Origin of the sequence: Streptomyces sp. NPDC051172, from assembly GCF_040682555.1 — a bacterium.
GTDB lineage: Bacteria > Actinomycetota > Actinomycetes > Streptomycetales > Streptomycetaceae > Streptomyces.
The window spans coordinates 40,053-47,006 of sequence record NZ_JBFBBE010000075.1; the positions used below are offsets into that span (position 1 = coordinate 40,053).

Sequence of the window (6,954 nt, forward strand, 5' to 3'; positions counted from 1 at the left end):
TCACCTGTCCATGGTGCGTCAGACGTCGCTGCGCGCGAGCCGGTAGGCCGCGCCGGCCAGCGCCAGCGCCGTCCAGCAGAGGAAGACCAGCAGCCCCGCGCCGGGCGACAGGGTCGTCGAGTCGTGGGTCAGGGCGAACATCGACTCTCCTGCGTGGGACGGCAGGTAGGGGCTGATGTTGTCCTGCCAGGAGCTCGGCAGCAACGAGATGAGTCCCGGAATCAGCATGAAGGTGGCCACCAGCACCGAGATCCCGCCGGCCACCGACCGCAGCAGCGCGCCCAGCGCGGTGCCGATCACCGCGACCAGGCCGAGGTACAGCCCGGCGCCCAGCAGACTCCGCAGGACACCCGCGTGCGAGAGGCCCATGGCCGCGGGCGTACCCGAGACGATGCCGCTGCCGAACAGGAAGGCGACGAACGCGCCCAGCGTCCCCACGACCAGCGCGACCAGCCCGAACACCGTCGCCTTGGACCACAGCACGGGCAGCCTGCGGGGCACCGCCGCGAGCGTGGAGCGGATCATGCCGGTCGAGTACTCCCCCGCCGTGACCAGCACGCCGAGGACCCCGAGTGCCAGCTGGGCGAAGTTCGTACCGAAGAGGGACAGGCTCACGGCCGTCGAGGTGGCGAAGTCGCGGTCCATGTGGCCGGAGTTGATCCCGGACTTGTACCGGCTCGCGGCGATCAGCCCGAACGCCACCAGGAACAGCAGGCCGAGGCCCAGGGTGATCCAGGTCGAGCGCAGGGACCACAGCTTGGCCCACTCCGAGGACAACACGCGCCGTCCGGTCACCCGGTAGGCGGGGCGGGCCGGTGCGGTGCGGGGTTCTTCGGCGGTTGCGGTGAGGGTGCTCATGCCGGCCTCCCGAGGGTCTCGATCCCGGTCGTGGATCCGTGGTACTCCACGGCCTCCCTGGTCAGCTCCATGAATGCCTCCTCCAGCGACACCGTCCTGGCGCTCAGCTCGAACAGGGGTATCCCGTGCTCGGCCGCCTTCAGGCCGATGCTGCGGGCGGTGAGCCCGGTCACCTGCAGTTCCTCGGAGCCGATGTGCCCCGTGATGTCGACGCCCGGCCCCGCCAGGACGTCCCGCAGCCGGGCCGGGTCCTGGGTGGCGACCGTCACCGTGTCGCCGCCCGCCTCGCGGATCAGGTCCCCCACGGTGGTGTCGGCCAGCAGCCGTCCCCGGCCCACGATGATGAGATGGTCCGCCACCAGCGCCATCTCGCTCATCAGATGAGAAGAGACGAACACCGTGCGGCCCTCGTCGGCGAGCGCCTTGAGCAGGTTGCGGATCCAGAGGACGCCCTCCGGGTCCAGCCCGTTGACCGGCTCGTCCAGCATCACCGTCTGCGGATCGCCGAGCAGCGCGGCCGCGATGCCCAGTCGCTGCCCCATCCCCAGGGAGAAGGCACCGGCCCGCTTCTTGGCCACACTGGCGAGTCCGGAGAGGTCGATGACCTCGTCGACCCGGCGGCGCGGAATGCCGTGGGTCAGCGCGAGGGCCCTCAGGTGGTTGTACGCCGAGCGGCCCGGGTGGATCGACTTCGCCTCCAGCAGGGCCCCGACCTCCTGGAGCGGGGCCCGGTGGCGGGCGTAGTGGTGGCCGTTCACGGTGACGGAGCCGCTCGTCGGGGCGTCGAGTCCGACGATCATGCGCATGGTGGTGGACTTTCCTGCGCCGTTGGGCCCCAGGAAGCCGGTCACCGTGCCCGGCTTCACGACGAAGTCCAGGCCGTCCACGGCCGTCTTGTCGCCGTACCTCTTGGTCAGCTGCCGTGCGTCGATCATTCGCGTTCTCTCTGTCGGCCTACGGCGTCCGTCGCTTCCGACGCCTCACCGGCAACGCTAGAAGCCGATCCGCCCGATCCCGTGGTACCGGGAGGCTGACCCGTGCGGAGCGCGTAGTACCGCGGTACTACACGGCTGCCGTCGGTGTCCGCGCTCGTGGGCTCCGCCTGGCCGCAGCAGGCGGTCCGGCCGCTGGGCCGGCCCTGCACTGCGGCATCCGGGTGCTGGAGCCCCGCCCCCGGCCCGGTCACCGCCCCGTATGCCAGGCCGATTCCTACGTTGATCGTGTGATCATCCATTTCTCGTCCCGGACGGCCCGCACCGCCTGCGCGCTCTGTGCGGCCGGCGTCCTGGCGTCGACGCCCGTCGCCGTAGCCGCCGGCGCGGAGCCCACCCCGCCCGGCGTACCGCGGGCGGCACTGCCGGATCCGTCGTTCCTGTATCGCGAGGGCACTCAGGTGCGACCCCATCACGGCGCGCCTCGGGTTCCGGACGTGTCCGCGTTGTCCTGGGTGGTGGCGGACGCCCGGAGCGGGGACGTGCTGGCCGCGCACGAGGCTCATCGCAAGCTACCGCCTGCCAGCACGCTGAAGACCCTGTTCGCGCTGACCGTGCTGCCGGCGCTGCCCGCGGGCGCACGGCACACGGTGCGGGAGGAGGAGCTGGAGGACATCGGTGAGGGCAGCAGCAGGGTCGGGGTCGCCGAGGGGCGGACGTACCGGATTGCCGATCTGTGGCGCGGGGTCTTCCTCAACTCCGGGAACGACGCCGTGGACGTGCTGGCCTCCCTGAACGGCGGCTGGCAGGCGACGGCCGGGCAGATGCAGGCCAGGGCCCGTTCGCTGGGGGCCCTCGACACGCAGGTGCGGTCGCCCGACGGGTACGACACGCCGGGCCAGGTGTCGTCGGCGTACGACCTGGCGGTGTTCGGCCGGGCGGGTCTGCGCATTCCGGACTTCGCGGAGTACTGCGGTACGGCGGTGGCGAGGTTCCCGGGCGGGGGCGGCTGGTCGTACGAGATCAAGAACACCAACCGGCTGCTGACCGGGGCGGACGGTGTGGAGCCGTATCCGGGGCTGGTCGGCGTCAAGAACGGCTACACCAGCAACGCGGGCAACACGCTCGTCGCCGCCGCCCGCCGGGGCGGGCGCACGCTCGTGGTCACCGTGATGAACCCTCAGGCGGGCGGCGGCTTCACCGTCTACGAGGAGGCGCGCGAACTGCTCGACTGGGGGTTCGAGGCGGCGGGGCGGGTCGAACCGGTGGGCTCGCTGGACGCGTTGCTGGACAGGCCACGGCCGGGGCCGCGCGCCACGCCCGTGGCCGTCGCGCCGGACGGCGGGTCGGGGTGGCCGACGGCGGGGGTCGTCTCGGGTGCCGTCGCACTCGGCGCGGGCGCGGTGGCGCTGGTGCTGCGGCGCAAGGGCGGGCTGTCGGCGCGGGGTTGACCGACCGGCAGCCACAGCAGCAGTCCCAGGGTGATCCAGGTGTAGGTGTTGCTGCCGAGGAAACCGTCGACGCCGGACGCGTCGTGGAACCAGAGCCACACCACGCTGGTGCACAGCACCGCGTAGAGGACGCCTGTCACGCGTGCGTGCCCGGCGCGGATCAGGACGGCGAAGGACGGCAGCAGCCACACCAGGTGGTGCACCCAGGTGATGGGGCTGACGAGGCAGGCGGTCAGGCCGGTGAGCGCGAAGGCGGCGGGCCAGTCGGCGGCGGTGACGGCCCGACGGGTCCGCCATGCCCAGATGCCGAGGACCACCACGACCGCCGCGGCCCACACCGCGCGGTCCGCCACGCCGAGCCGGGCCAGGATGCCCTGCAGCGACTGGTTGGAGACGTAGTCGAGGCGGCCCACCCGGTTCGTGTCCCACAGGGCCTCGGTCCAGTAGAACCGGGAGGCGTCCGGGGCGATCCAGGCGGCGAGGCCCGTCGCCGCCGCGGTGACGGCCGTCGCGACCGCGGCGGCACGCCGGCGGCCGGCGAGCAGGAGCAGGCCGATGAAGAGTGCGGGGGTGAGTTTGACCGCGGCCGCCAGGCCGATACCGACGCCCGCCCAGCGCTCCCGCCCGGTGGTCAGCAGCCAGGCGTCGGTGAGGACGAGCGCCAGCAGCAGGAGGTTGACCTGGCCGAAGCTGAAGGTGTCGCGGAGCGGTTCGAACAGGGCGAGCAGGCACGCGCCCAGGGTGCAGCCGAACCAGCCGTGGCGGCGCCAGCCCCCCTCGGTGAGGATGTGCAGGATCCAGGCGAGGGCCGCGAGGTTGAGCAGCAGGGATCCGGCGATCGCCGTGCGCAGGCCGACGAGGGCCATGGGCAGCATGCTGACGGCGGCGAACGGCGGGTAGGTGAACCCGTATGTGGTGCCCGGCACCCGGTAGTCGTAGAGCCGTCCGCCGTGGTGGATCCAGCTGTTGACGGCGCCGTAGTACACGCGCAGGTCGAACCAGTCCCGCAGCAGCGGCACCGTCGCGGTGAAGGCGGTGACGGCAGCGGCGAGGGCGACGACCAGGAGCAGCCGGCCGCGGTCGGTGCGGGGCAGGGTCATGCGGTTTCTCCCAGCGCAGGCGCGTGGGCGGCCTGGTGGACCTGCCAGAGGACCACCACGGCCAGCGCCCCGCCGGAGACGGCCAGCATCAACTGCCCGCTGTCGACCGGCCCGCCGCTCGGCAGGGCGGCGAGTGCGAGCACGCCCGTCACGGCCGCCACCCGGTGCCGCACCGAGGTGGTGGGTGCCGCGGCGGCGATGAGGAACAGCCCCCACAGGGCGTACCAGGGGCGGATCGCCGGACCGAAGGCGGCCATGGCGGCGAGGCTCAGGCCGAGCGCGTAGACCGGGCGGGGGCGCAGCCGCCACCATATGACCGCTATCACGAGCACGGTGATCGCGAGGCCGAGCAGGTGCCAGACCGGCAGGGCGAGGGGTGCGAGGTCGCTGCCGAGGCGTTCCAGCATGGCTCCGGTGGCGCGGCCGAGGAGGCTCGTGAGGGCCCAGTTGTGCGGGGAGACGGGGGTGTCGAGGGCGCCTATCCAGCCGTATCCCGTGCCGGCGACGGCTGTTGCGGCGACCGTGGTGCACGCGGCGGCAAGGGCCGTCGACAGGACGGCCTTCGCCGGACGCTGCCCGGCCCGCACCTGGAGGACGACGACCGCGGCGAGCCCGAGCACGGCGGGCGCCTTGACCAGGGCCGCGAGGGTGACGAGCACGGCGCCCAGGACCGGCCACCGGCCGAGCGCCGCGACCAGGCCGACACCGAGCAGGCCGAGCATGATGGCGTCGTTGTGGGCCCCGGCGACCAGGTGGAGCAGCACCAGCGGATTGAGCGCACCGAGCCAGAGCGCCGCGGCCGGGTCGGCGCCGCTGTGCCGGGCGAGCCGTGGCAGCGCGGCCGCCATCAGCGCCACACCGAGCAGCGCGACCAGCCGCATCCCGACCAGCCCGGCGGGGATTTCGCCCCGGGTCAGGCCGGACAGCGCGGAGGCGACGGCGAGGAACACCGGGCCGTAGGGAGCGCCGGTGTGCTGCCACAGCGGGGCGACCTCGTCGGCGAGCGGGCCGCCGAGCTGGGCGGGCCCGTATGCGTAGACGTCCATGTGGGCATCGACCATGGCGCCCTGCGCCAGGTAGCTGTAGACGTCCCGGCTGAACAGCGGCGGGGCCAGCAGCAGCGGGGCCGCCCAGACGGCGAGCACGAGCAGCAGTTCGCGCGGGGTGGGTGCATCGGCGCTGCGCACGAGCCGCCCGAGCAGCACCCAGGCGGCAATCAGCAGCACCACACCGAAGTACACGCCGACCAGGCCCAGGGCCGCGCGGGCGGTCGCCGGGGCCAGGAGATCCCGCACGGGCAGGGCGCCGGCCGTCTCACCTCCCAGCGCGAGGAAGGCGGTGCCGGCCAGGCCCAGAACCTGACAACGGCGGAGATCGACGGGGAAAGCCATGGCCAACACTCGGGAAGCGTGTCAACGCCGGGTGGCCGGAAGTTGACGCGCCGCCTTCCGGGCGTGGGCCTGCGTGTGACCGGCACGTGATCGCACGGCCGCAGCGATCCCCGGTCGGCGCCGGCTGACCGGGTCCTGGCCCGAAGCGCCGGTTCGGGCCAGGACCGCCGGCCGGTTCAGAACACCGACAGGCCGGTCAGGGTCGTGAAGCGGTCCAGCGCCGCGACGCCCGCCACCGAGTTGCCGCGCTCGTCGAGACCGGGGCTCCACACGCACAGTGTGCAGCGGCCGGGGACGACCGCGATGATGCCGCCGCCCACGCCGCTCTTGCCGGGCAGACCCACGCGGTAGGCGAATTCGCCCGCAGCGTCGTAGGTCCCGCAGGTCAGCATCACCGCGTTGACCTGCTTGGCCTGGCTCTGGGACAGCAGCCGGCTGCCGTCGGCGCGGATGCCGTGGCGGGCCAGGAACCCGGTGGCGAGGGCGAGGTCCGCACAGGACGCGGTGAGGGAGCACTGACGGAAGTACTGGTCGAGCAGCACCGGGATCGGGTTGTCGATGTTGCCGTAGGACGCCATGAAATGGGCGAGGGCGGCGTTGCGGTCGCCGTGTGCGGACTCGGAGGCGGCGACGTCCTTGTCGAAGTCCAGGGCAGGGTTGCCGCTCTCGCCGCGCAGGAAGGCCAGCAGTTCACCCGCCGCGTCTCCGGTACGGGTCTGCAGGCGGTCGGTGACGACGAGGGCGCCCGCGTTGATGAACGGGTTGCGCGGGATGCCGTTCTCGTACTCCAGCTGGATCAGGGAGTTGAAGGGATTGCCGGAAGGTTCGCGGCCGACGTGCTCCCACAGTTCGTCGCCCTCGCGGGCCAGATCGAGGGCGAGCGTGAAGACCTTGGTGAGGGACTGCGTGGAGAACGGCACGCGCCAGTCCCCCACGCCGTACACCGTGCCGTCCAGTTCCGCGACGGCCATGCCGAAGCGGCGCGGATCGCAGGCCGCGAGTGCCGGGATGTAGTCGGCGGGGCGGCCGCGGCCGGGGGTGCGCCCGATCTCCTCGGCGATGCGCTCCAGAACCGGCTGGAAGGCGTAGGACGACGTCGTTGTCATGATCACTATTGTGCCTCCGGGTCAACACCGTTGCGTTTGAGTCTTGAGCCGCAGGTCAAGCCCGGGTGAATGACGCAACGGGACGTCCTGATAGATCAACTTGTTGTCGAGGCAAG

At 72.4% G+C, this 6,954-nt stretch carries 5 protein-coding genes and 1 pseudogene; 1 reads left to right on the forward strand and 5 read right to left on the reverse strand.

Annotated features, from left to right (window positions below):
* Positions 1–18 precede the first annotated feature (18 nt).
* Both AB0N07_RS34170 and AB0N07_RS34175 read right to left on the reverse strand, forming a co-directional pair.
* Positions 19–858 (reverse strand): ABC transporter permease, encoded by an 840-nt coding sequence (locus AB0N07_RS34170; protein ID WP_365841825.1) that lies wholly within the window; start codon positions 856–858, stop codon positions 19–21.
* The gene (locus tag AB0N07_RS34175; protein WP_365841827.1) at positions 855–1,793 is read right to left on the reverse strand and encodes an ATP-binding cassette domain-containing protein; all 939 of its coding nucleotides are present in this window, start codon (positions 1,791–1,793) and stop codon (positions 855–857) included. The genes AB0N07_RS34170 and AB0N07_RS34175 overlap by 4 nt, the downstream gene beginning before the upstream one ends.
* Positions 1,794–2,251: 458 nt before the next feature.
* On the opposite strand from AB0N07_RS34175, the pseudogene AB0N07_RS34180 reads away from it, so the two are divergent.
* Positions 2,252–2,959 (forward strand): annotated as a pseudogene (locus tag AB0N07_RS34180) (serine hydrolase); the annotation flags it as partial.
* A 35-nt stretch (positions 2,960–2,994) separates the two neighbouring features.
* Here the strand turns inward: AB0N07_RS34180 and AB0N07_RS34185 are convergent.
* The 3 genes from AB0N07_RS34185 to AB0N07_RS34195 form a co-directional block, all read right to left on the reverse strand.
* Complete coding sequence (locus AB0N07_RS34185; RefSeq protein ID WP_365841829.1) at positions 2,995–4,341, reverse strand: glycosyltransferase 87 family protein; 1,347 nt, start codon at positions 4,339–4,341, stop codon at positions 2,995–2,997.
* On the reverse strand, positions 4,338–5,732 hold the full coding sequence (mptB, locus tag AB0N07_RS34190; protein WP_365841831.1) for a polyprenol phosphomannose-dependent alpha 1,6 mannosyltransferase MptB: 1,395 nt from the start codon (positions 5,730–5,732) through the stop codon (positions 4,338–4,340). The genes AB0N07_RS34185 and mptB overlap by 4 nt, the downstream gene beginning before the upstream one ends.
* Positions 5,733–5,908: 176 nt before the next feature.
* Positions 5,909–6,838, reverse strand: a complete 930-nt coding sequence (locus AB0N07_RS34195; RefSeq protein WP_365841833.1) for a glutaminase — start codon at positions 6,836–6,838, stop codon at positions 5,909–5,911.
* Positions 6,839–6,954: the final 116 nt, after the last annotated feature.